Source organism: Streptomyces sp. NPDC050997 (assembly GCF_040660135.1).
Lineage (GTDB): Bacteria > Actinomycetota > Actinomycetes > Streptomycetales > Streptomycetaceae > Streptomyces.
Genome location: NZ_JBFAGK010000003.1, coordinates 199,487 through 221,142, shown reverse-complemented (window position 1 = coordinate 221,142; position 21,656 = coordinate 199,487). Strand labels below are relative to the sequence as shown.

At 69.9% G+C, this 21,656-nt stretch carries 21 protein-coding genes and 1 pseudogene; 7 read left to right on the top strand and 15 right to left on the bottom strand.

Features of this window, described 5'->3' with window-relative positions:
- Window positions 1–89: 89 nt before the first annotated feature.
- Window positions 90–1,031 (top strand): alpha/beta hydrolase, encoded by a 942-nt coding sequence (locus AB0H86_RS07545; RefSeq protein ID WP_362434158.1) that lies wholly within the window; start codon window positions 90–92, stop codon window positions 1,029–1,031.
- An 18-nt stretch (window positions 1,032–1,049) separates the two neighbouring features.
- Window positions 1,050–1,283, top strand: a complete 234-nt coding sequence (locus tag AB0H86_RS07540; RefSeq protein ID WP_362434156.1) for a hypothetical protein — start codon at window positions 1,050–1,052, stop codon at window positions 1,281–1,283.
- A 153-nt stretch (window positions 1,284–1,436) separates the two neighbouring features.
- Here the strand turns inward: AB0H86_RS07540 and AB0H86_RS07535 are convergent, their stop codons facing one another.
- The 3 genes from AB0H86_RS07535 to AB0H86_RS07525 all read right to left on the bottom strand — a co-directional run bounded on the left by AB0H86_RS07535 (window position 1,437) and on the right by AB0H86_RS07525 (window position 3,834).
- Window positions 1,437–2,096: an NAD(P)-binding domain-containing protein gene (locus AB0H86_RS07535; RefSeq protein ID WP_362435218.1), complete on the bottom strand. Its 660-nt coding sequence runs from the start codon at window positions 2,094–2,096 to the stop codon at window positions 1,437–1,439.
- Window positions 2,097–2,174: 78 nt separating this feature from the next.
- On the bottom strand, window positions 2,175–3,110 hold the full coding sequence (locus AB0H86_RS07530) for an SDR family oxidoreductase (RefSeq protein WP_362434154.1): 936 nt from the start codon (window positions 3,108–3,110) through the stop codon (window positions 2,175–2,177).
- A 91-nt stretch (window positions 3,111–3,201) separates the two neighbouring features.
- Window positions 3,202–3,834: an NAD(P)-binding domain-containing protein gene (locus AB0H86_RS07525; RefSeq protein WP_362434151.1), complete on the bottom strand. Its 633-nt coding sequence runs from the start codon at window positions 3,832–3,834 to the stop codon at window positions 3,202–3,204.
- Between the two features lie 187 nt (window positions 3,835–4,021).
- Here AB0H86_RS07525 and AB0H86_RS07520 point away from each other — a divergent pair, with 187 nt between their 5' ends.
- Window positions 4,022–4,933: a LysR substrate-binding domain-containing protein gene (locus tag AB0H86_RS07520; RefSeq protein ID WP_362435215.1), complete on the top strand. Its 912-nt coding sequence runs from the start codon at window positions 4,022–4,024 to the stop codon at window positions 4,931–4,933.
- A gap of 538 nt (window positions 4,934–5,471) precedes the next feature.
- Here AB0H86_RS07520 and AB0H86_RS07515 read toward each other — a convergent pair.
- A complete protein-coding gene (locus AB0H86_RS07515; protein ID WP_362434148.1) occupies window positions 5,472–6,083 on the bottom strand; it encodes a helix-turn-helix domain-containing protein in 612 nt (203 codons plus the stop codon).
- Between the two features lie 144 nt (window positions 6,084–6,227).
- On the opposite strand from AB0H86_RS07515, the gene AB0H86_RS07510 reads away from it, so the two are divergent.
- Both AB0H86_RS07510 and AB0H86_RS07505 read left to right on the top strand, forming a co-directional pair.
- Window positions 6,228–6,962, top strand: coding sequence for an SDR family oxidoreductase (locus AB0H86_RS07510; protein WP_362434145.1), 735 nt, complete (start codon window positions 6,228–6,230; stop codon window positions 6,960–6,962).
- A gap of 32 nt (window positions 6,963–6,994) precedes the next feature.
- A complete protein-coding gene (locus AB0H86_RS07505; protein WP_362434143.1) occupies window positions 6,995–7,618 on the top strand; it encodes an NAD(P)-binding domain-containing protein in 624 nt (207 codons plus the stop codon).
- A gap of 324 nt (window positions 7,619–7,942) precedes the next feature.
- On the opposite strand, the gene AB0H86_RS07500 is transcribed toward AB0H86_RS07505, so the two are convergent.
- The 11 genes from AB0H86_RS07500 to AB0H86_RS07450 form a co-directional block, all read right to left on the bottom strand.
- The gene (locus tag AB0H86_RS07500; protein ID WP_362434140.1) at window positions 7,943–8,182 is read right to left on the bottom strand and encodes a hypothetical protein; all 240 of its coding nucleotides are present in this window, start codon (window positions 8,180–8,182) and stop codon (window positions 7,943–7,945) included.
- Window positions 8,183–8,856: 674 nt separating this feature from the next.
- Window positions 8,857–9,354, bottom strand: coding sequence for an Hsp20/alpha crystallin family protein (locus AB0H86_RS07495; RefSeq protein WP_362434138.1), 498 nt, complete (start codon window positions 9,352–9,354; stop codon window positions 8,857–8,859).
- A gap of 47 nt (window positions 9,355–9,401) precedes the next feature.
- On the bottom strand, window positions 9,402–11,183 hold the full coding sequence (locus AB0H86_RS07490) for an FAD-dependent oxidoreductase (RefSeq protein WP_362434135.1): 1,782 nt from the start codon (window positions 11,181–11,183) through the stop codon (window positions 9,402–9,404).
- The gene (locus AB0H86_RS07485) at window positions 11,183–11,443 is read right to left on the bottom strand and encodes a UBP-type zinc finger domain-containing protein (RefSeq protein ID WP_362434133.1); all 261 of its coding nucleotides are present in this window, start codon (window positions 11,441–11,443) and stop codon (window positions 11,183–11,185) included. Before AB0H86_RS07485 ends, AB0H86_RS07490 begins: the two co-directional genes overlap by 1 nt.
- Window positions 11,444–11,449: 6 nt before the next feature.
- Window positions 11,450–11,908: a thioredoxin gene (gene trxA / locus AB0H86_RS07480; protein WP_362434130.1), complete on the bottom strand. Its 459-nt coding sequence runs from the start codon at window positions 11,906–11,908 to the stop codon at window positions 11,450–11,452.
- On the bottom strand, window positions 11,905–14,544 hold the full coding sequence (gene clpB, locus AB0H86_RS07475) for an ATP-dependent chaperone ClpB (protein WP_362434128.1): 2,640 nt from the start codon (window positions 14,542–14,544) through the stop codon (window positions 11,905–11,907). Before clpB ends, trxA begins: the two co-directional genes overlap by 4 nt.
- On the bottom strand, window positions 14,535–14,942 hold the full coding sequence (locus AB0H86_RS07470; protein WP_362434126.1) for a chaperone modulator CbpM: 408 nt from the start codon (window positions 14,940–14,942) through the stop codon (window positions 14,535–14,537). Before AB0H86_RS07470 ends, clpB begins: the two co-directional genes overlap by 10 nt.
- A complete protein-coding gene (locus AB0H86_RS07465; protein ID WP_362434124.1) occupies window positions 14,942–15,889 on the bottom strand; it encodes a J domain-containing protein in 948 nt (315 codons plus the stop codon). Before AB0H86_RS07465 ends, AB0H86_RS07470 begins: the two co-directional genes overlap by 1 nt.
- Window positions 15,890–15,895: 6 nt before the next feature.
- Complete coding sequence (gene grpE / locus AB0H86_RS07460; protein ID WP_362434122.1) at window positions 15,896–16,513, bottom strand: nucleotide exchange factor GrpE; 618 nt, start codon at window positions 16,511–16,513, stop codon at window positions 15,896–15,898.
- 9 nt (window positions 16,514–16,522) lie between these two features.
- On the bottom strand, window positions 16,523–18,433 hold the full coding sequence (gene dnaK, locus AB0H86_RS07455; RefSeq protein WP_362434119.1) for a molecular chaperone DnaK: 1,911 nt from the start codon (window positions 18,431–18,433) through the stop codon (window positions 16,523–16,525).
- A 52-nt stretch (window positions 18,434–18,485) separates the two neighbouring features.
- Window positions 18,486–18,974, bottom strand: coding sequence for a general stress protein (locus AB0H86_RS07450; protein WP_362434116.1), 489 nt, complete (start codon window positions 18,972–18,974; stop codon window positions 18,486–18,488).
- Window positions 18,975–19,192: 218 nt separating this feature from the next.
- On the opposite strand from AB0H86_RS07450, the gene AB0H86_RS07445 reads away from it, so the two are divergent.
- Together AB0H86_RS07445 and AB0H86_RS07440 are read left to right on the top strand one after the other, a co-directional pair.
- Entirely contained in the window at window positions 19,193–20,971 is a 1,779-nt protein-coding gene (locus AB0H86_RS07445) for a helix-turn-helix domain-containing protein (RefSeq protein ID WP_362434114.1), read from the top strand.
- A 120-nt stretch (window positions 20,972–21,091) separates the two neighbouring features.
- Window positions 21,092–21,232 (top strand): annotated as a pseudogene (locus tag AB0H86_RS07440) (MFS transporter); the annotation flags it as partial.
- Between the last annotated feature and the right edge of the window lie 424 nt (window positions 21,233–21,656).

Genomic DNA, 21,656 nt, shown 5'->3' with positions numbered 1-21,656 from the left:
GGGGAGATGAGGGCGGTGGCGGTCAGAAGGAAGGCGGCAGCCGTGGTTCCAGTCTGTCCCGTTCCGGCGGTTCCAGGAAGGTTCTCAGCATGTCCCTCGACCCTCAGATCGATGCCCTGCTCCAGAAGTTGGCCGAAGGAGGCGAACCGGCACCGGAGAGCCGAACGGTCAGGGAGAACCGCGCCCTCGCGAGCAGCCTCGCCACCCTCGCGGGCGACGTCGAGCCGGTCGGCAGCGTGCACGACGCCGTGGCCGCCGCCGAAGGCCTTGAGATCCCCATCCGCATCTACACCCTCGCCACCGTCCCGCGCTCCGGGCCGCTGCCCGTGACGGTCTTCTTCCCCGGTGGCGGATGGGTTCTCGGAGACCTGGACAGCCAGGACCACATCGCCCGCATCATGGCCAACCGCTCCGGCACGATCGTGGTCTCCATCGACTACCGGCTCGCGCCCGAACACCGCTTCCCGGCGGGGATCGAAGACGCCTACGCCGCCTTGACATGGGTCGCGGCCAACGCCGGAAGCTTCGGAGGCGACGGGCAGAACATCGCGGTGTTCGGCGAGAGCGCCGGCGGCAACCTCGCTGCGGTCCTCGTGCAGGAAGCCCAGTGGCGCGGGGGACCTCGGATCGCACTGCAGGTACTGGCGTACCCGGCGGTCGACCGGTTCGACGACAGCCCCTCCATGTACGAGGGCATGGCCGGACCGCTGCTGAGCCGCAGCTGGCTCGAGTGGTTCTGGGGCCTCTACCTCAACACGCCCGACGAAGGCGCCGACCCGCGCGTCTCGCCGGCCCGCTCCAACGACCTGGCCGGGCTTCCTCCCGCCGTCATCGTCACCGCCGAACACGATCCACTGCGGGACCAGGGCGACCGCTACGCGCAAAAGCTCGCCGACGCCTACGTGCCGGTCAAGCACCTCCCGATCAAGGGTGCCACCCACGCGTTCTTCTCGTTCACCGGGTCGGTGCAGCTCTCACGGGACGTCTTGGCTCAGCTCGGAGATGCCGTGGCCACCGCGTTCAACGACTGACCCGCCCAGTCTTGCCGCTTGCCAGGTCCCCACCACGCACAAGCGCGGAGGAAGCCTGGTGTCCCGCGCGCCCGCGACTGCTGGGTCGACGAGGAGCAGGTCGCCGACAACAGCGTTGCCATGCCGCGCATCGAAGCCGGCCGCGCCCCCTGCAACGGGACACCGACCGACCTCGCGGCCAACACGAATCTGCGCGGGCAGGTGGCCGCCCAGGGAGCAGTCCGCGACCTGACCCGGCGACGTCGAACCTGACTCCGCGCGACGAGACGCAGGGGCAACCCGTCGCTGGATTCGACGCCTTCGCGTGCGAAATGTGCCCCCGCCCGGTATCCACCGGCGGGGGCATGGCACGGCCGGACCATCGCGCAGCCGCCGCGCCACATCACGGTCCGCGATAATTGACGGTTACCGCGTTGCGGTGGCCAGTGCCGCGCGGATGGCGTCCTCGTCGACCGGCTGGCCCTTCTCGTTCGAGTACGGCCCGTACGGTGTTCCCCACACCGGCGTGCCCGTCGCCTGCCGCCAGCTGTCGGCCAGCGTTCCCGCGTCCACCACGCTGTAGCCGATGGAGTCGATGAATTCGGTCACCGCCGCCTTCGCCGGTGCGGAGTCACCGGCGATCGGCAGGTAGGAGCGGTCGGCCGCCCCAGCCGGGCGTGCGAGTGACAGCAGGTGCTTGAAGAAGATGTTGTTGAACGCCTTTACGAGCAGGGCGTCCGGGACGTACCGCAGAAGCAGCTCGCTCGAGGTGAGGGACTTGTCGTCGAGCTCGGGGATGTGCCCGTCACGCTCGGGGCCGTAGTTGCAGGTGTCGATGACCGTCTTCCCGGCCAGCGGCGCGGCGGCCACGTGGGGGAAGGCGCTGACCGGCACCGTGACCACGACAATGCCACCGGCCGCCGCGGCCTCTTCGCTCGTCGCCGCGGACGCCCGCGGCCCCAGTTCCGCGGCCGTGTCCACGAGCGTTTCGGGACCGCGCGAGTTGCTGAGCACCACCTGGTGCCCGGCCCCGACAGCGAGTCGCGCGAGGGTCCTGCCGATGCTTCCGCTTCCGATGAATCCCACAGTCGTCATAATCTCAACGTCCTTCAGAAGAGCCGAAGTTGCCGGTTGCCGGGCTCGTTACGATCCGGGTTCCCGCCGTCAGCCGGCGGGGAAATAATGGCCGTTGTCCAGATCGGCGAGCAGGCCGGGCCGGGCGGGTTCCCAGCCGAGGGTCCGGCGGGTGATGAGGTTGGACGCCGGGTAGCTCTGCGTGACGATATTCGTGAGGAACCCGAAGTACCCCGGCGTCATCAGGGCATCGTTGGGAACGCTCATGGCGGGCAGGCCCAGGCGGTTGGCGATGGCCTCGGCGATGTCGCGGAACGGGATGCCCCCGTCCTCGACCGCGTGCCAGTATGTGCCGGCCGGCCCCTTCTCCAGCGCCAGGCGGAACAAGGTGGCGGCATCGCGGATGTGCACGGCGTTCCACAGGTTCGCGCCGTCGCCGTGGTAGCCGACGAACCCCTTTTCCTTCGCGAGCGCGATCAGCGTGGGGAGGAAGCCGGCACGATCGGTCGTGCTGTGCGCGATGTTGGCGATCCGCACGACCGAAGACCGCACCCCCTGCTCGGCGAGGTCCACAACGGCCCTTTCCACGATGTTGCGGACCCGCAGGGTGCCCTTGTGCTCCTCGCCGGCGGGGAGGGCCGGGTCCTCCTCGGTGGCCGGCCGCTCCAGGTTCCCGGGCGAGCCGATGCTTCCCGCCGTGACCAGCGGCTTTCCGGTTCCCGCGAGTGCCTCGCCGTACGCGAGCATGATCGGGAGTTCCGCGGCGGCCACGGCGTCGAGCCCGCCGGAGGGCAGCAGATCCTGCCTGTGCGCGACGTGGATGACGCCGTCGGAGTCCGCGGCTGCCTCCTTGAGCCCGTCGAGATCCTGGAGGTCGCCGCGACGCACCTTCGCGCCGAGCGCGGACACGGCCGCCGCGGCCGCGTCCGACCGGGCCAGGCCGGTGACCTCGTGCCCGGCGGCGATGAGCTCGGGGATGATGTACGAACCGGAATGGCCGGTCCCCCCAGCGACGAAAACGCGCATCTGGCTGTCCTTGTGAGGGTAGGTGCAGGGTCTTTTCGTGCCGTAAGTGAACTGGCGTAATGCGGCACGAGAGGTAGTGATAGGGGTGCGCTCAGCCGAGAAGGGTGATGCCGAGGGAGAAATTGGTGTGCTTGACGGAGTGGTTCATGAGGCCCAACTCCAGCAGGCCGACGTTCTCCAGTGCCCGCGCCATGGACAGCTCCCCGGTGTCCCAGGGGCGCAGCCCCAAGCTCTCGACGAACGCCGACACGCGTGCCTTCGCCTGCGCGTCGTCGCCGGCGATGAACACGTCCAGAGGGCGGCCCTCGGCCGGCCCGGCCGCCAGAACGTGGGAGAACACAGTGTTGAACGCCTTGACGACATGCGCGTCGTCGGGAGCCGCCTTGGCGATCTCCTGTGCGCCGGAACTGCCGTCGGGGACGACGAAGCCCTGCAGGTCGGGGGCTACGGGGTTGGTGATGTCGACGATGACCTTGCCGCGCAGTGCGTCCCCGTACTCCCTCACCACCGCCGCCGCGCCGGCGTACGGCGCGGCGAGGACAACGATGTCCCCGGCGGGGGCGAACCCGGCCGTCCCGACCGTGGCGCCGCCGAGCGTGGCGGCCAACTCCTTGGCCTTGGCCGGGTCGCGGCCGATGATCTCGACGGCGTTGCCGCCGGCGAGCGCCCGGCCGGCCAAAGCACGGGCCATGTTTCCCAGTCCGATAATGCTGATGCTGCTCATCGGTGTTCCTGCTTTCCGGGCTTGGACCCTGCTGTCAAATTCCAGTGTCGAATTCTTGGGTCGAATTCACTTCGGCGCCCTTAAGTGCCTGCTTTCAGGCTGCCATCGGGTCTGAGTGGGTGTCCAAGACCTTTTTAAGCTGTGGTGATACCCTGAAGGCATCACCGGGCCGGGAGGTGCCATGGATCTGGATCTGGATCTGCGGAAACTGCGTTACTTCGTCGCCGTGGCCGACCGGCTGCATTTCGGCCGCGCCGCCGATGAGCTCCATATCGCGCAGCCGGTGCTCAGCCGGCAGATCCGCGCGCTTGAGCAGGATCTCGGCGCCTCGCTGTTCACCAGGGATCGCCACGGAGTAGAGCTGACAGACGCGGGCCGGCAACTCCTGGCCGACGCCGGTCCGTTGCTCGCCTCAACCCACGCGGTCCGCCGCCGGGTGTCCGCGGCCGCCCGCGGCAACCGGCGGCTGATGGTCGGTTTCCGGGCCGGCATCCCGGTCATCCCGGCGGCGCGGGCGTTCGAGGACCGGCACCCGGACGTGGTCGTGGACGTGCAGCGGATCGAAGGGGACGACCAGGCTGCGATGCTGCTCGACGGCCGCATCGACGTCGGCTATGTGCGGCTGCCCATCGACGAGGCCGGCCTGCGCGTCACCCCGCTGTACACCGAGCCGCGGGTAGCGGTACTGCCCGCCGGACACCGGCTTGCCGGCAAGGAGGAGGTCACCGAGGCCGACCTGGCCGGCGAACCGCTGGTCTGGCACGGTGACCCGAGCACGCAGCCCACCAAGCGCCCGCACCCTGATGCCGGGTACCCGGTGCGCGGGGTGGACGAGACGCTCGAGCATGTCGCGGCCGGACGGGGCATCTCCTTCCTGGCCCGTTCGGCGTCCGTGTTCTACTCGCATCCAGACATCGTCTATGTGCCCATCCCGGAACTGGCGCCCGACCAGGTGTGCCTCGCGGTGGCGGCATCGCACACCTCGCCGGTAGTGGATGACTTCGTCACTGCGGCTCAGTCGACGGCCGAGATCACGGCAGAATGCGGGAACTATGAGATGTGGCAACTTGGAGGCGACGCCGTCACAAGCCACGCTTGAGCAGTTCGACTTTCGACTGACCCCGTTCATCATGCGCTGAACTGCTGGCCGAAGAACGGAACCGTCTCAGAGGTCAGCCGCAACAGCACCACTCCGTCAGGCCATTTGTTCGTAGCGTCGGGAGTCGGTCCCCGGGATCCAGAACCCGACGGCGGGTTCCAACCGGACGTGTTGGCTGCCCGCCTGTTGGCCTTCGTTTCGGACCGGCGTGGCCGAGATGGGCCACCCGCATCTTCAGAACCTCTGCCAGCCGCGTACGAGTTCTTCATGCGCCACCGCGTACGGACGTATGTGATCAGCCGTCTGTTCGAACCGGCGGCGCGTCAGCGCCCTGGGCCGAGACGACGGCCTCGAACTCCTGCGACCTTCGAGGGTCGCCATTCTCCCCGGCGGCTTCTGCTGCGGCCTTCAACAGGCGGGGCGGGGCGGCCAGTTCCGTAGAAGCCCGCAATGCCAGGTGCCGGGCGGCTGGTATCGCGTGCCGGCCGGTGCAGCCGCGTGACCGGTAGCGCGTCCAGCCCGGCCGCGATGTGCCACGTCAACTCGACACTTCCTGCCGTCGTCGGTCATCGCCGTCTGTGGCGGGGATGGCGTTGTCGATGAGGACGGCGGCGATGGCGGCGGCGGTGGGGAAGGCGTCGGAGTTGAGGACCCGGGTGCGGGCCGCGGCGCCGTCGATGAGCAGCGCGAGCTGCTCGCCGAGCTGTTCAGGGTCGGCGGCGCCGGCTTCGCGGGCGGTTTCGGCGAGCCGTGCGGCGACGGCTGCCTTGTAGTCGCGCGCGTACTGGGATGCGGGGTGCTGGGGGTCGTGAAGTTCGACGGCGGCGGCGATGTAGGGGCACAGGGGAGTGGTGGGGGGGATGTCGAAGGCGGCGAGGAGCCGTTCGCGGGGCGTGAGGTCGGTGCGGTCGAACACGCCGGACAGAACGGAGGGGTCGAACCGGCGCAGGTACTCGGCGACGAGTTCGTCCTTGCCGGTGAAGTGCTGGTAGGCCGTGCGCTTGGACACCTGGGCCGCCGCGCAAAGCTGGTCCATGCCGGTGCGGTTGATGCCCTGCTCGCGGAACAGCTGCTGGGACGCGCTGATGATGCGCTCGCGGGCGCCCCGGCCGCGGCGGCGGCCCGTGGGGCCCTTCTCCAACTCCGTCATGGCTCCATCGTACCGCGGCTAGGTAACGACCGGTGTACATAGTTTGCGTCCCAGCCGCCCGCCCCGTACCGTAAGCACACAGGGCGGTGTACATAACGCCATCGCCCCAGGTACACACGGCACCACCGACTCAAGGGAACGACTATGGGAAAGCTTGACGGCAAGGTCGCGGTCATCACCGGCGGCACCACCGGCATGGCGCTGGCCGGCGCGAAGCTGTTCGTCGACGAGGGAGCGCACGTTTTCATCACCGGCCGCCGCCAGGACGCCCTGGACGAGGCCGTGAAGCAGATCGGCCGCAACGTCACCGGCGTCCAGGGCGACGCCGCCGACCTGGACGACCTGGACCGCCTGTACGACACCGTCAAGCGGGAGAAGGGAAGCCTCGACGTGCTGTGGGCCAGCGCCGGAGGGGGCGAGCCCGCCCCGCTCGGCGAGATCACCGAGGCCCAGTTCGACACCTGGTTCGGGCTCAACGCCCGCGGCACCCTGTTCACCGTCCAGAAGGCCCTCCCGCTCTTCAATAACGGCGGCTCCATCCTCATGACCGGCTCCAACGCCTCCCTCGGCGCCTTCCCCGGCTGGAGCGTCTACGCCGGCAGCAAGGCCGTCCAGCAGGCCTGGGCCCGAATCTGGCTCAACGAACTCAAGGACCGCGGCATCCGCGTCAACGTCCTGACCCCCGGCCAGGTCGCCACGGCCAAGCAGGAAGAACTGTTCGACGAGGCCACCAGGCGCCAGTTCGAGTCCCTCATCCCCCGCGGCCAGATGGGCCGCCCCGACGAAATCGCTACCGCCGCCCTCTTCCTCGCCTCCGACGACTCCAGCTACGTCAACGGCATGGAACTCGTCGCCGACGGCGGCACCACCGCCATCTGAACCGAACAACCACAACCAGGGCAGGACATCTCATGAGCAACATCAGCATCATCGGCACCGGGAACATGGCCCGCACCATCGGCGGGCGGGCGATAGCGGGCGGCAACACCGTCGAGGTCATGGGCCGCGATCATTCCAAGGCCGCTGACCTGGCCAAGGCTCTCGGTGGCGGCGCCACGACGGGAGAATGGGGCACCGCCCCGGCCGGGGACATCGTCATCGTGGCCCTGCTGTACGACGGCGTCGTGCCGGTCGTCGCCCAGTACGGAGACGCTCTCGCGGGCAAGGTCATCGTCGACATCAGCAATCCCTTCAACTCCACGTTCGACGGGCTGGCCCACCGCGAGGAGACCTCGATCGCGCAGGAAGTCGCCAAGGTCGCCCCGGCCGGCGCCAGCGTGGTGAAGGCGTTCAACACCGTCTTCCGTCATGTCCTGGAGGAGGGTCGGCCCGACGTCTTCATCGCTGGCGATAATGCGCAGGCCAAGGCAAGTGTGGAGGCGTTCGTCGAGAGCCTCGGGCTGCGCCCGCTGGACGTCGGCGGCCTGAAAATGGCGCACTGGCTGGAAGGAGCGGGCGTGGTCACGGTGGGCCTCGCCAACCACGGGGTGGGCAACTTGGACTTCGCCCTCAGCGTCACCGAACTTCCCGTCTGAGTTGACGGTTGACGGATCGCCGAAAGGACTCGCCGAGTGAGGCCGTGGCGAGTCGGCGGGGTAGCCGTCCTGCACGTCCTTCTCGAAGGCGAAGATCACTCCGTCAGGTGCACCGATAGTTTTCCGGGCAGGTCACGCGCCGTATGGCTGCACCCTTGGGACTGATGTAGATCAGCTCACCCGTCCCGGTCCGGGACACCTGCCTGCCCCGCTCACGCGGCTTCGCCGCCTACCAGGACCTGCGTTCTCCTCGTCTGGGCATCAGACCGCCTGCCGTTCTGCCAGACGGCTCGCGTAGTCGGCGTAGGTCTTGTTCTGGTCGTTTCACTCCGCGATCGTCCTCGCAACCAGCAGGTTCGTCCGCCGGATGTAGCGCAGAGACCGCATCGTGGAGCTGGCGTGTCCGAGCAGCCGCTGAACGATCAGCAGATCGTCGAGGTTGGCGTGTTCGGCCGGCAAAGCATCCTGTCCGCCCTCGGCGATCTTCTCGGCGAGGGCGGACAGGATCATCTTGGTCAGGATTTCCAGCACGATCACGGCGTTCGCCGCCTTCTCTGGCAGCATCTCGACCGCGCGCCGCCGGGCATCGAACCCGCCCTCACTACCGTGGCTAAAGGAGTGCCGTAGGCCGTTCCATCGCTGGCACCACTCTGAGGCGGTAGGGACGGGGGCGAGCGCCGAGTGTGACCAGGCGCCGCTCGCCCCCGCCGCGGCCGCGCTCGTCGTTGCGGACCTTGGACATCGCGCGGTCAGAAGCGCGCGGGTTCCCGGAATCCCGGATCCGAAGTACGTCGAACCCGGACGCCAGTTCCCTGTATCCGGGGGCGGTCGTGCGGGTTCAGCCTTCGTGCCTGAGGCCAGAGGGGTACCCGCGTTCATCCGGGCCGTGCTCCGGACCCTCCGGTGTCAGCTGGCGTGGCCGTTCACTTCGAAGCGTTGGAACAGGGCCGGTAGGAACTCCTGTAGGAGGGTCAGGACGCCGAGCGCTACGCACGGGCATTCGACCGCGAGGACCAGGCGGACATGGGCCGGCGAGCACCGCTGGGTCTGCTCCCCCTTCGGCTGCTGCGCACCTGGCGTCCGCGGCGCCGGAAGGAAGCCGGTGGGGAGCCACGTGCCGCGCCTCGGCCGCCGTGAGGGTTGTGACAAGGGACGTCGTTCATGAGTCACCCCGGGTGCCGAGCCTCGTCGGCCGACCGTGGTTCCGGACGTGTGTCCGGAACCACGGCGTTCGCGTCTCAGCTGCTGCTCTCGGTGCTTTCACTCGTCTTGCTGATCTCGATGTGCCGGGGCTTTGCGACCTCGGCCTTGGGGACGGTGACGGTGAGCACCCCGTCCGACATCTGCGCATTGATCTTTTCGGTGTCGACCTCTCCGGGCAGCCGCAGCCGGTACTCGAAGGCTCCGGTGCGGCGGGTGCTTCGGCGCAGGACGCCTTTGCGTTCCTTTCCCTTGATCTCTCCGGTGACCACCAGCTCCTGGCCGTTCGCTTCGACGTTGATGTCCTTGCTCTTGACGCCGGGGAGTTCGATCTCGACGTGGAAGGTGTCGTCGGACTCCGTGACATCCGCCAGGGGTGTCCACGCGACTGCGGGCGCCGCGCCTCCCATCGTGGATTCGATCAGTCCGCTCATCTCGCTGAGCAGTTGGTCGAACTCCGTCAGCGGATTGCGTGCCCAGCCCAGGGGCCTGTCCTGCATGGGGCCACCGCGGTGGCGCCGGACGGGCGTGGTCATTCCCATCGCCTCCTTCTCCTTCTCGTGATCTCGTCGCCCGCTGGGCGTCATGCGAGCCAAGCGGACTCCTTCGGACGGGTGCGCGGGGAGCTGTCGGTGCCGCCGGGCGCGGCCGTGTGGCCCAGGTAGCGGTGCACGAAGTGGATGCTCATCGCGCCTTCGCCGACCGCGGAGGCCACGCGCTTCACCGAGCCGCTGCGGACGTCGCCGGCGGCGAAGACGCCAGGCAGGCTGGTCTCCAACGTCAGGCAGTCGCGGCCCTGGCTCTGCCACAGTTCCGGAACGGAGCACGCCTGCGCCTCCGCGCCGGTGAGCACGTAGCCGCGCGCGTCGAGGGCGAGCGCGCCGGACAGCCACTCGGTGTGAGGGTCGGCGCCGGTGAAGACGAACAGGGCCCGCACCGCGAGGTGGCGATGCTCGCCCGTACGGTGGTCGACCACGGTGACCGCCTCCAGCGCCTGATCGCCGAGTGCCTCGGTCATCTCGGTGTGCAGCAGTACGCGCACCCGCGAGTGGCGCTCGATCTGATCGACCAGGTAGCGGGACATGTGCGTCTCGAGGCTCGGCCCACGGACGAGCAGATACACCTGCGGTGCGTACTCGGCCAGGAAGAGCACGGCCTGGCCCGCGGAGTTGCCGCCGCCGACCACCGCCACCTGGTCGGTACGGCACTGCTGGGCCTCGTAGACGGTCGCCGAGTAGTGGACGCTCGCGCCCTCCAACGGCTCGATGCCGGGCACATGGAGGCTGCGGTAGCGGGCGCCGGTCGCCAGGACGACGGTACGGGCGGTGATCTCGCTGCCGTCGGCGAACCCGACGGCGTAGTGGCCGTCCCGCCGTTCGAGCCGGGCCGCCTCCGCCGGGACGCTGATCCGGGCGCCGAACTTGTCCGCCTGCAGCACAGCGCGCTCGGTGAGTTCGGCGCCGGAGATGCCGGAGGGGAAGCCGAAGCAGTTGTCGATGCGGGAGGACGTCCCGGCCTGGCCGCCGGTGGCCAGCGCCTCGACCACGGTCGTGACGAGGCCCTCCGAGGCGGCGTTCACCGCGGCAGCGAGACCCGCCGGACCGGAGCCGACGATCAGGAGATCGCCGCGGCCGTTGCCCGATCGCAGGGGCGGCAGGCCGATGAACCGGGCCAGTTCGGCGTTGCTCGGATTGCGCAGCAGGGTCGTGTCCCGCCAGATCACCAGCGGCGTCTGCTCCGGACCGACCGCGAAGCGACGCAGCAGCGCCTCGGCCTCCTCGTCCGTCTCCAGATCGATCCAGCGGTGCGGCAGCCGGTTGCGGGCGGCGAACTCGCGCAGCCGCCGGGTGTCGGGGGAGTAGCGCGAGCCGATGATGCGGAAACCGGCGCCCTGCCCGACGAGCAGGGCACGGCGGCCCAGGCAGGCGCGCAGCACCACATCACCAAGGGTGGAGTCCCGGGTCACCAGGTCACGCAGCTGATCCATGGACAGGGTGAGGATTTCGCCGGGGTCCCTGACCACGGCGGTGTAGAAGGCCACCCGTCCGTTCAGGAGGCCGAGTTCGCCGATGAAGCGGCCAGGGCCGTGCACACGCAGCAGGCGTTCGCCGGGTGTGCCGTAGCCCTCGACGATGGCGACCGAGCCACTGAGGACGACGTAGAACGTCTCGCACCGCTCTCCCTCTCGGATCAGCACGTCACCGGCGTCAACCGGGCGCCTGCGGCCGTGCTGCGCCAGGCGGGCCATCTGGTCGTCCGGCAGGCGGGGATAGGCGCCGTAGATGTCGGGGGTCTCGAAGGGGACGCTCTCCTCCGCCTCGTCCGGTACAGGCGCTGCGCCGGGCCGCGTCTCGTCGCGGGGCATCACACGAACGCCTCGTGGACGAAGCACCACTGCCAGTCCTCGCCGGGCTCCAGCGACGCCACGATCGGATGGCCGTCGGCGGCGGCGTGACGGCGGGCGTGCCGGTTCGGCGAGGAATCGCAGCAGCCGACGTGTCCGCAGGTCAGGCAGAGCCTGAGGTGGACCCAGGGGGAACGCGTGGCCAGGCATTCCTCGCATCCTGGGGCGCGCGGGGTGACGGGGCGTACGAGGGCGAGGTGGGGGTCGGTCCGTACGGTCATGGCCGATCACCCTTTCCCGGCCGGTTCGCGGCCGGCGATCGACTGCTCCACCCACCGCCGCAGGGCAGGGGCAGGTGCGGCACCCGCCTGCCGGGCGATGGTCTGTCCTTTGTCGAGGACCAGCAGCGTCGGTACCGCCTGGACCTCGAACCGCCGCGCCAGGCGAGGGTTCTTGTCGATGTCGACCTTGACCAGCTTGATCGTTCCCGCGAGATCGGCGGCGACCTTCTCCAGCGCGGGACTCACCATGCGGCAGGGGCCGCACCAGGGGGCCCACAGGTCCACGACAACGGGCACGGTGGCCTGATCGACGACCTCGGTGAAGTCGTCGTCGCCCGCGTCGGTCATCCACGGCAGAGGCTGCTTGCAGTTGGCGCACCTGGGGCGGCCCTCGGCGGCCACGGGTACCCGGTTGGTGCGCCCGCAGTGCGGGCAGGTGACGTTGGTGGCTTGCACGGTGCTCATGCCGCCCTCGCTCCCTTCACGTCCTCGGGCTGGTCGTAGGTGACCACCAGTTCTCCGTGCTCGGCGTCGACGCGGACCTTCGCGCCGTCCTGGACGTCGCCGCGCAGCAGGGCGCGCCCGACGAGTGTCTCGACCTCGTGGGATATGTAGCGCCGCAGCGGCCGTGCACCGTACACCGGGTCGTAGCCCTGGTGGGCGATCAACTCACGGGCCTTGTCAGTGAGTTCGACGGTGATGCGGCGTTCGGCGAGGCGGCGGCGCAGTTCGTCGAACTGCAGCTCCACGATCCGCTCGATCTGCCGCTCGCCGAGCGGTTGGAACAGCACGATGTCGTCGACGCGGTTGAGGAACTCCGGGCGGAAGTGGCCGCGCAGTTCGCTCATCACCAGGGCGCGGGCGTCCGGCTTGATCTCACCCTCGGCGGTGGCGCCGTCGAGGAGGTGCTCGGAGCCGATGTTGGACGTCATGATGATCACGGTGTTGCGGAAGTCGACGGTGTGGCCCTGGGCATCGGTGATGCGGCCGTCGTCGAGGATCTGCAGCAGGGTGTTGAAGACGTCGGTGTGCGCCTTCTCGATCTCGTCGAACAGCACAACGGAGTACGGCTTGCGGCGTACGGCCTCGGTGAGCTGGCCGCCTTCCTCGTAGCCGACGTATCCGGGCGGCGCGCCCATGAGCCGGCTGACGGTGTGCCGCTCCTGGTACTCACTCATGTCGAGGCGGACCATGTTCTCCTCGGAGTCGAACAGGGCCCGAGCGAGGGTCTTGGCCAGCTCGGTCTTCCCGACGCCGGTGGGGCCGAGGAAGATGAACGAGCCGATGGGGCGGCGAGGGTCGCGGATGCCGGAGCGGGCGCGGATGATGGCGTCGGCGACGAGCTTGACGGCCTCGTCCTGGCCGATGACGCGCTCGCGCAGGATCTCGTCGAGGCGCAGCAGCTTCTCGCGTTCGCCCTCCTGGAGGCGGGCGACGGGAACGCCGGTCCAGGCGGCGACGATCTCGGCGATCTCCTCCTCGGTGACGACCTCGCGCAGCAGCCGGTTCTGGCCTTGTTTGGCGGCAAGTTGCTCCTCCTCCGCGGCGAGCCGGCGCTCCAGGTCCTGGAGGCGGCCGTAGCGGAGTTCGGCGGCGCGGTTGAGGTCGTAGGCGCGTTCTGCCTCCTCCGCCTCGTGGCGGACCTGCTCCAGTTCCTGTCGCAGCTCCTGCACGCGGCGGATGGCCTGCCGTTCGGCCTCCCACTGGGCGTGCTTGGCGTCGGCCTCGCCGCGCAAGTCGGCGAGTTCCCTGCGCAGTTCCTCGAGGCGGCTCTTGCTCGCGGGGTCGGTCTCCTTGGAGAGGGCGGCCTCCTCGATCTCCAGTCGGGTGACGCGGCGGGTGATCTCGTCGAGTTCGGCGGGCATCGAGTCGATCTCGGTACGCAACCGGGCGCACGCCTCGTCGACGAGGTCGATGGCCTTGTCGGGCAGGAACCGATCGGTGATGTAGCGGTGGCTGAGGGTGGCCGCGGATACCAGCGCGGTGTCCTGGATCTTCACGCCGTGGAAGATTTCCAGGCGTTCGCGCAGTCCGCGCAGGATGGAGATGGTGTCCTCCACGCTCGGCTCTTCGACCAGGACCTGCTGGAAGCGGCGTTCGAGGGCGGCGTCCTTCTCGATGTGCTTGCGGTACTCGTCGAGGGTGGTGGCACCGATCATGTGGAGTTCGCCGCGGGCGAGCATCGGCTTGAGCATGTTGCCCGCGTCCATGGCTCCTTCGGCGGCGCCCGCGCCTACGACGGTGTGGAGTTCGTCGACGAAGAGCAGGATGTGCCCCTGGGCGGCCTTCACCTCGGACAGCACGGCCTTGAGGCGTTCCTCGAACTCGCCCCGGTACTTTGCCCCGGCCACCAGGGAGCCCATGTCGAGTGCGAACACGGTCTTGTCGCGCAGTCCTTCTGGCACATCGCCGCGGACGATGCGCTGGGCGAGGCCCTCGACGATGGCGGTCTTGCCGACGCCGGGGTCGCCGATGAGGACCGGGTTGTTCTTGGACTTGCGGCTGAGGATCTGGGTGACGCGGCGGATCTCGGCGTCCCGGCCGATGACCGGGTCGAGTTTGCCGTCCCTGGCCTCGGCGACCAGGTCGCGGCCGTACTTCTCCAGCGCCTCGTACGCCACTTCGGGGTTGGCCGAGGTCACGCGCTGGTTGCCGCGGATCTGGGTCAGCGCGCTCAGGAACGAGTCCCGGGTGATGCCGTGCTCCTTGAGCAGCCGTCCGGCGGCGGTGGACGAGCCCTCCTCGGCCAGGGCGAGCAGGAGGTGCTCCACGGAAACGTACTCGTCCTTGAGGCGTTTGGCCTCCCGCTCGGCCGTGTCCAGCAGGCGCGCGAGCCGCTGGGTGACGAACACCTGACCTGGGGCCGCGCCGGGTCCGGTGACACTGGGGCGGCGCGACAGCTCTTCGCGCACGGCTGCCCGGAGCTCCTCGGGCTCCCTGCCCGCCTGTTGCAGCAGCCGGGGGATCAGGCCGTCCTCCTGGTCGAGGAGCGCGAGCAGCAGGTGCTCACCGTCGACCTCGGTCTGGCCCATGCGGACGGCGGCGGTCTGTGCCTGCTGGAGGGCTTCCTGTGACTTCTGGGTGAGACGGTTCATGTCCATGGCGGTATGTCACTCCTCGTACCGGCGCGGCGCAGTGCGGCTTCGAGCAGGCTGATGCGGTCGAGCAGGTCGAGCACCAGGCCGATGGATGCGTAGTTGAGGCAGAGTCCGGTGCGCAGCCGCTGGACGCGGGCGAGGACCGCCGGGGCCGCGGGGTCGAACACGAGGTCCCCCGCGGCGTCGCGTTCGGCGTCGACCAGGCCGAGGGCGACGAACCTGCGGACCAGGTCGGGGTGGAGGCCGGCGCGGCGGGCCACGGTGTCCAGGGAAAGCCTGGGCACGGGGACGAGCGCGTACCGCACGGCCGTGGAGCCGGCGCTCGTCCGTACGGGACGCCCGCCCGCGTCGGCCCGGGCGGTCCGACCGCCGGTCGCCGCCCATGAGGGTCGGTCGCTCATCACGTCCTCCTGGGGTCGTACGAAGAGGTGGCGGCGAGCTCCTCGAACAGCTCGCGCTCCCGGTCGCTGAGCTTGGGCGGCACCATGACGCGGAGTTCGGCGTAGAGGTTGCCGTCGGCACCGCGCGGGTTCGGCATGCCCTCGCCGCGCAGCCGCAGTCGCCGGCCGCTGGAGGAGCCCGCGGGCACCGTGACCTTGGCCGTGCCGCCACCGGGGGTGGGCACCGGCACGGTCGCGCCCAGCGCGGCCTCCCAGGGGGTGACGGGGACCTGTATGTGGACGTCGCGGCCGTCCAGCCGGAACCGGGGGTGGGGCTGGATACGCACCCGCAGGTACAGGTCGCCCGCGGGGGCGTCACCACTGCCCCGGCCGCCCTCGCCCGCCAGCCGGATGCGCTGCCCATCGGTGACGCCGGGCGGTACGTCGACCTCGTACCGTCGCGGCTGCCCGGTGGGGCCGGCGAGCGTGACGGTGCGGCGGCCGCCCCTGTACGCCTCCTCGACGGTGAGCGGCAGCTCGGCCTCCTGGTCGGCTCCCGGTACACCGCCGGGGGCGGCGCCTGCTCCGAAGAGCGAGCCGAGCAGGTCCTCGATGTCGACGCCCTCCGCGGCGAAGTCGTCGCCGAAGCCGGTGTACCGGACACGGGGGCCGCCCGCACCAGCGGTCCCGCGAGCGCGGAAGCCGCCGCCCGCTCCGGCCGCGACCCGTTCGTCGAAGTCCTCGGGGATCTTGCGGAAGTCCTCGCCGAAGCGGTCGTAACGGGCCCGCATCTCCGGGTCCGACAGGACGCTGTATGCCTCGTTGAGGTCCTTGAAGCGTTCCTCCGCCCCCGGGTCCTTGTTGACGTCGGGGTGGTACGTGCGGGCGAGTTTGCGATATGCCTGCTGGATCTCGTCCTGGCTCGCGGTCCGCGACACGCCCAGCACCTCGTAGAAGTCCCGTGCCATGACCGGTCACTCCCGCTTCGCGACAGTCACGGCGGCGGGCCTGAGCTGCCGTTCGCCGTCGCCGTAGCCCGGGCGCAGCACCTCGACGACCGTGCCCGGTGGGGCGTCGGGGTCCTGGACGACGCCGACCACCTCGTGCCGGGCCGGGTCGAAGGCGACGCCGGTCTCCGCGTGCCGCGGGTAGCCGAGCAGTTCGAGGACGTTCACGGCCTGGTCGCGGACCGCCCGGACGCCCTCGACGATCGCGCCGGGGTCGGATCCGGCATGGTTCAGGGCGAGTTCGAGGTTGTCCAGGACGGGCAGGAAGGCGGCGGCCGTACGGGAACGCTCGACCGTCCCCTCCCGCTCCAGTTCCCTGGCGTGGCGCTTGCGGAGGTTGTCGAGGTCGGCGAGCGCGCGCCGCCAGCGGTCCTCGAGTTCCTTGAGCTCGGCCGTGTGCTCGTCCTCGGACGGTGCGGGGCCGCCGGCCGCGTCGGGGCCGGGTTCCTCGTCCGCGTCAGGCCCCCGCCCGGTCGGCGGGCCCGAGCGCGGAAGATCCCCTCGGGGAGGGCGTACGGCGCCCTCCGGAGCCGGGTCGGCCGGGTCCGGCACGGCCGGGTCGGATTCCCTGGGGTGGATCGGCATGGCGATTCCTCAGTCCTTGTCGAACTCGGCATCGATGACGTCGTCGTCACCGCCACCGCCGCTCGGGCCGCCGCCGGTCGCGCCGCCCCCGGTGGTGTCCGGGCCGGGAGCGCCCGTGGTGGCGCCGCCCTGATGCGCCGACAGCCCTGCCAGCACCTGCTGGAGTTCGGAGGTCAGGGGCCGCACCCGCTCCACGCCTGCCTCCTCCTTGACCGCCGCCCGGGCATCCGACACCAGCATCTCGGCGCGTGCCTTCTCGTGCGCGGGTGCGGCGTCGCCCAGCTCGGTGAGGCGCTTGTCGACCTGGTATGCGACGGCGTCGAGCTCGTTGCGGGCGTCGACGGCCTCGCGCAGGGCCTGATCCTGGCCCTGGTTGCGCTCGGCCTCCTGGACCATGCGTTCGACCTCGCCGCGGTCGAGGTTGGAGCTCTCGGTGATGGTGATGCCCTGTTCCTTGCCGGTGTCCCGGTCTCGGGCCTTGACGTTGAGAATGCCGTTGGCGTCGATGTCGAAGGTGACCTCGACCTGCGGTTCGCCACGCGGCGCCGGGCGGATGTCGGTGAGCTGGAAGCGGCCGAGCACCCGGTTGTCGGCGGCCCGTTCGCGCTCGCCCTGGAGGACGACGATGTCGACGGCGGGCTGGTTGTCCTCCGCGGTGGAGAAGGTCTCGGTGCGGCGCACGGGGATGGTGGTGTTCCGCTCGATGATCTTCGTCATCACGCCGCCTCGTGTCTCGACACCCAGCGACAGGGGCGTGACATCGAGCAGCAGGACGTCCTTGACCTCGCCCTTGAGCACCCCGGCCTGGATCGCGGCGCCCAGGGCCACGACCTCGTCGGGGTTGACGCTCATGTTGGGTTCCTTGCCGCCGGTCAGCCGGCGCACGAGGGCCTGGACGGCAGGGATGCGGGTGGAACCGCCGACGAGGATGACCTCGTCGATGTCGTTCTCGCCGACCTTGGCGTCGGCCATGGCCTGCTGGACGGGTCCCAGGCACCGCTCTACCAGGTCGCTGGTGATCTGATCGAACGTGGACCGCATGACCGAGTCGGTGAGGTGCTTGGGGCCCGAGGCATCGGCGGTGATGAACGGCAGGCTGACCTGCGTCTGCGTCACCGAACTGAGCTCGGTCTTGGCCTTCTCCGCCGCCTCGAACAGGCGTTGCAGGGCCTGCGGATCCTTGCGCAGATCGATGCCGTTCTCCTTCTGGAAGTCGTCCGCGAGGTAATCCACCAGACGCCGGTCGAAGTCGTCACCGCCCAGGTGACTGTCGCCCGCCGTGGAACGCACCTCCACCACGCCGTCGCCCACGTCGAGGATGCTCACATCGAACGTGCCGCCGCCGAGGTCGAAGACCAGCACCGTCTCGTGCTGCTTCTTGTCCATGCCGTACGCGAGGGCGGCCGCGGTCGGCTCGTTGATGATCCGCAGCACCTCCAGTCCCGCGATCCGCCCGGCGTCCTTGGTGGCGGTGCGCTGGGCGTCGTTGAAGTAGGCGGGCACGGTGACGACCGCCTCCGTGACCCGTTCCCCGAGCTGCTTGGAGGCGTCGTCGGCGAGTTTGCGCAGCACCTGGGCACTGATCTCCTCGGGGGCGTAGAGCTTGTCGCGCACCTTGAAGCGGGCGACGCCGCCCGGGCCCTCGACGACGTCGTACGCCACCGCTCTGGCCTCGTCCGGGATCTCGTCGAAGTGCCGGCCGATGAACCGCTTGGCCGAGTAGATGGTGCCCTTGGGATTGAGGATCGCCTGGCGCCGGGCCAGCTGGCCCACCAGACGTTCCCCGGTGTCGGTGAATGCCACCACGGACGGTGTCGTACGGTTGCCCTCGCTGTTGGGCACGACGGAAGGTTCGCCGCCCTCCCACACGGCGATCACCGAGTTCGTGGTGCCCAGGTCGATGCCCACTGCCTTGGCCATGAGGAACTCCTCCCGGTGCGGCGGCATGCGCCGGCACTGCGGATCCGATCGTTCAGGTCGGGGCGGGACGGTGGCCGGCGCCGGTGGTCTGCAGCCCGCCGAGCAGCCGTACGGCCTCGTCGGCGACCGCTTCGTCCACGACGACGTCGTACCGGCTGGGCTGCATCGAGCGGACGGAGGCGAAGTCCCGGCGGCCGCCCTGCAGGGCGTACAGCAGCAGGCCGAACAGCGCGCCCACGATCGCTCCGAAGATCAGGCCGTAGAGGGCGACGAGCAGGGCGGAGACGAGCGGGTCCACCCAGTCGACCAGGCCGAAGAGCCAGCCGATCAGCGCTCCGGGAAGGGCCCCGCTCGCCGCTCCGTGCAGGGCCGCCCTGCCGTAGTCCATACGGCCGACGACCTGCTCGACGAGGCGGACGTCCTGGCCGATGATGGCCACCCTCTCTACTGGAAACCCCTGGTCCGATAGGTGGTCGACGGCGCGTTCGGCTTCCTGGTACGTCTCGTACGTGGCAATGGGCCTACGAGGCTGCTCGGTCATCGCCCAGTCCTTCCTACCGGTACGCATGGCGGCCCCCGGCACGCCCCAGGCTCGCGAACTGAGCAGCGCTACGCCTGCACCCGGCAGGTCAAAGAACAACGGAACCGGTCGCCCCGCGAGCACGAGACGAAAACTCCGAACATCTCGGGTGAGCCGGTCACAGAGGGGTACGCGAAGACCGCTCACCTCTCTGAGGGCTCGGGGAAGGGAGTGATCCCATGATCGGCCGCCGGGCCCGGAATGTGTACCGAGGCCGTCCCGACCAGGAACGCAGCCTTCCACGGGGCCGTCCCGGGCGGCACCCCACCGCCTCGCGGAGAGGGTCCCACCCGCACCTTCCCAGCCCGGCCGACCTGGCCCCCCACGAACTGCTGGCAGTCTCCCGCGCCCTGTCCGACACCCGGAACGAAGGCGAGATCCTGCGCCTGGCCATGGACCACGTGTCCGCCGTCGGGCCGTACAGAGCCGAGGTCGGATACCTCAGGGTGGACGGCCATCTGGTCCCCAGTCCGCAGGCCGGGCCGGGCCATGCCTCAGCCGTCGACCGGACGGTGCGAGAGCTGACGGGGCGGGACGGCCCCGTAACCGTTCCCGGCTGGTCCTGGGGCCGGGCCCTGGCCCTGCGCGGACCCGGTGGACTGCACGGCTACCTCGTGGTGACCTCTCGCTCCCGGCCCACCGAGGCCCAGCACCTCCTGCTCGCCACGCTCGTACGCCTCACCGCCGCGGCCCTGTCGGTCGCCGTCGCGCACCGCCGCCAGCGGGAAGACGCCCTGGAGCTGCACCGACTGCGACGGGAACGGGCAAACCTCCAGCGGCGGCTGATCTCCGTCGTGGTCGAGCTGGGATACCAGCGGGCCGTGCACGAGGCCCTCGCCGAGGTCGCGGCCTCGGGCGGCGGCGAGGAGGCCATCACCAGCGCACTGCATGAGCTCACCGGACTCCCCGTGCTGGTGGAGGACCGCTTCGGCCGACTGCGGTCCTGGACCGGTCCCGGCCGGCCCGACTCATATCCGGAACCGGACCCCGCCCGCCATGAGGAGATGCTCCAGGCGGTCGCCCGGAGAGACGGACCCGTGCGGATCAAGGAGCGGCTGATCTCCCTGGTACGCCCCCGCGGTGAGGTCCTCGGCGTGCTGGCCCTGGTCGATCCCCGGCACGCCGCCGACGAGTACACCGTGTTCGCACTGGAGCACGCCGCCACGTCACTCGCCCTGGAACTGTCGCACCTGCGCCATCTGGCGGAGGTGGAGCTGCGACTGCGCCGCGAACTGGTCGACGATCTTCTGGCGGGCACGGACGAGGCGAGCGCCTACGCCCGGTCCGAGGCGTTCGGACACGACCTGCACCGCATCCACAACGTGGTCGTCGTGCAGTGGCCGAGCCGGGCGGCGGACGACGCTTTCGCGCTGACCGTGGACCGGGCGGCGTCCGGCGTGGGCATGCCGTCGCTGGTGACGCGGCGCTCCGACCATGTGGTCCTGGTCGCCGACGGCAGGCCCCACGACCACGCTTCGGCTTTGTACGAGACGCTCGCCCGGGAGACCGGAACACCGGACGGGACGATCGGGGTGAGCGCCCGCTGCGACACCCCGGGCGGTATCCCCGGCCGCTACCAAGAGGCACTACGTGCCCTGGAGGTCCGCCGACGGTCCCGAAGGCGATACGGCACGACGTTCTTCGACGATCTGGGCCTCTACCGCATCCTGGGGCCCGGAAACGAATACCGGGAGCTGGAGGCGTACGTTCGGGAATGGCTCGGACAGCTCATCGACTACGACGGCCGGCACCGGACGGCGCTCGTGGAGACCCTTTCCCGGTACTTCGACTGCGGCGGCAACTACGCCGAGACCGCCGAATCCCTCGCGATCCACCGCAGCACGCTCCGCTACCGGCTCCAGCGCATCCGCGAGATCAGCGGCCATGACCTCACGAACGTGGAGGACCGCCTCAATCTGCAGGTCGCGACCCGGGTGTGGAAGATCATCCTGGGCTGACCCGGTTGAGGCACCCGCGTACCGCAGGGCCGGCTCCGCGGTCCCCATCGCCGTGGGGAGCAGGCTGTCCCTCCGCACGTGCTACTGACAACGTGCCATGCGGTTGCCGGTATTCGTTGCCTCGTGGCCGGCACCGCGATCATCACTGACACCGTTCCGCTCGCCACCCGCGCCAAGACCCAGGGTCTGGTCGACGTCGCCATCGCCATCGCAGGCGCCATCGGCGGCATCACCTCCGGCCTGATGGTCGCCGCGACCAGCCGCGCCGCTCGACCTGCCCGCCTGGTGTCACATGACCGGCCACCGCTACCTCGGCCCCCGTACCCCACGGTGCGGGCCGGCCGGCCTACGGGATTCCACTCGTCGCAGAGACGCCAGCCACCCGGCCCGACGCTCGGTGGCATCAGGCAGAAATTGGGCACTGACCGCCTTCCACGTTCGGCATTGTTGGGCGCCGGCAGTTGTCAGCCGGGCTGTCGCCGTCTTCTGCAAGAACCTGCTGCTGAGGCCGACATGCCGAGGTATGAGCGGCTGGATTGCGCGGAGCGCTGACCCGGTTGCTGGAGAAGGCCGCGTGGCGCCCGGAGCCCCGGGGGTGGTGGAGCCGGCATTCCCAGCGGGCATCGGACACATCACTGCGGTAGGGAAACTTCCCCAACTTCCCTACCGGGCAGGGGAATTGATC

Coding starts and splice junctions, on each gene's coding strand:
- AB0H86_RS07515 (WP_362434148.1), bottom strand. CDS start 6,083: ATGACGGAGTTGGAGAAGGGCCCCACGGGCCGCCGCCGCGGCCGGGGC.
- AB0H86_RS07510 (WP_362434145.1), top strand. CDS start 6,228: ATGGGAAAGCTTGACGGCAAGGTCGCGGTCATCACCGGCGGCACCACC.
- AB0H86_RS07450 (WP_362434116.1), bottom strand. CDS start 18,974: ATGACCGAGCAGCCTCGTAGGCCCATTGCCACGTACGAGACGTACCAG.
- AB0H86_RS07500 (WP_362434140.1), bottom strand. CDS start 8,182: ATGCTGCCAGAGAAGGCGGCGAACGCCGTGATCGTGCTGGAAATCCTG.
- grpE (WP_362434122.1), bottom strand. CDS start 16,513: ATGCCGATCCACCCCAGGGAATCCGACCCGGCCGTGCCGGACCCGGCC.
- AB0H86_RS07505 (WP_362434143.1), top strand. CDS start 6,995: ATGAGCAACATCAGCATCATCGGCACCGGGAACATGGCCCGCACCATC.
- AB0H86_RS07470 (WP_362434126.1), bottom strand. CDS start 14,942: ATGAGCGACCGACCCTCATGGGCGGCGACCGGCGGTCGGACCGCCCGG.
- AB0H86_RS07545 (WP_362434158.1), top strand. CDS start 90: ATGTCCCTCGACCCTCAGATCGATGCCCTGCTCCAGAAGTTGGCCGAA.
- AB0H86_RS07485 (WP_362434133.1), bottom strand. CDS start 11,443: ATGACCGTACGGACCGACCCCCACCTCGCCCTCGTACGCCCCGTCACC.
- dnaK (WP_362434119.1), bottom strand. CDS start 18,433: ATGGCCAAGGCAGTGGGCATCGACCTGGGCACCACGAACTCGGTGATC.
- AB0H86_RS07525 (WP_362434151.1), bottom strand. CDS start 3,834: ATGAGCAGCATCAGCATTATCGGACTGGGAAACATGGCCCGTGCTTTG.
- trxA (WP_362434130.1), bottom strand. CDS start 11,908: ATGAGCACCGTGCAAGCCACCAACGTCACCTGCCCGCACTGCGGGCGC.
- AB0H86_RS07490 (WP_362434135.1), bottom strand. CDS start 11,183: ATGCCCCGCGACGAGACGCGGCCCGGCGCAGCGCCTGTACCGGACGAG.
- AB0H86_RS07495 (WP_362434138.1), bottom strand. CDS start 9,354: ATGACCACGCCCGTCCGGCGCCACCGCGGTGGCCCCATGCAGGACAGG.
- AB0H86_RS07445 (WP_362434114.1), top strand. CDS start 19,193: ATGATCGGCCGCCGGGCCCGGAATGTGTACCGAGGCCGTCCCGACCAG.
- AB0H86_RS07465 (WP_362434124.1), bottom strand. CDS start 15,889: ATGGCACGGGACTTCTACGAGGTGCTGGGCGTGTCGCGGACCGCGAGC.
- AB0H86_RS07530 (WP_362434154.1), bottom strand. CDS start 3,110: ATGCGCGTTTTCGTCGCTGGGGGGACCGGCCATTCCGGTTCGTACATC.
- clpB (WP_362434128.1), bottom strand. CDS start 14,544: ATGGACATGAACCGTCTCACCCAGAAGTCACAGGAAGCCCTCCAGCAG.